Source organism: Paraburkholderia caffeinilytica, from assembly GCF_046030355.1.
GTDB classification, from domain to species: Bacteria; Pseudomonadota; Gammaproteobacteria; order Burkholderiales; family Burkholderiaceae; genus Paraburkholderia; species Paraburkholderia caffeinilytica_B.
Genome location: NZ_JAQQCQ010000064.1, coordinates 1 through 628, shown reverse-complemented (window position 1 = coordinate 628; position 628 = coordinate 1). Strand labels below are relative to the sequence as shown.

Genomic DNA, 628 nt, shown 5'->3' with positions numbered 1-628 from the left:
TCGACGGAGCCGCGTGAATTCGCAACAATCTTGAAGCCATTATGGATTGAAGTGGTGAGCACGCCCGAGCGGTTATTATGCGATTTCTTCGACCGCAAGGAATTCATCTTGAACCTAGCAAAGCGCGTTATATACGGTTTTGCCGGAGTGGTTTTCCTAGGCGTCCTGGCAATATTAGCGCTGCACCACAATGGGTCGATTGAGACAGAGACCTTGATTGACAGTTCGCCTCAGACAGTGTGGACGGTCCTCACAGCGACCGACGATTACCCGTTGTGGAATCCCGAGATTTCACGACTACGCGGACAGCTTCGCGAGGGCAACGTGATCGAGTTTGTTGAAGGAACGGGGCCGGACACAATGGTGTTTCATCCCAGGGTACTGACGGTACAAGCTGTTCGAGAATTGCGATGGAAAGGGTACGTATGGTTTCCCGGTATTTTTGATGGCGAGCACCGCTTCATTCTCGAGACCGCGGGCAACAAAACCCGCTTTATCCAGGGTGAAACCTTCACCGGCATTCTTGCTGGCACCCTGACTCGGAGCGTCCTAAGGGACACGGTTAATAGCATGCATGCGATGAATGACGCGTTGAAAAAGCGAGCCGAACTAGTGTCCAGTCAACCGC

Annotated in this window: 1 protein-coding gene; it reads left to right on the top strand. The window is 52.7% G+C overall.

Annotated features, from left to right (window positions below):
- Nucleotides 1-30: 30 nt before the first annotated feature.
- Nucleotides 31-628 (top strand): SRPBCC family protein (locus PQQ95_RS36535; RefSeq protein WP_408447260.1); only part of this gene is annotated, 598 nt, incomplete at its 3' end.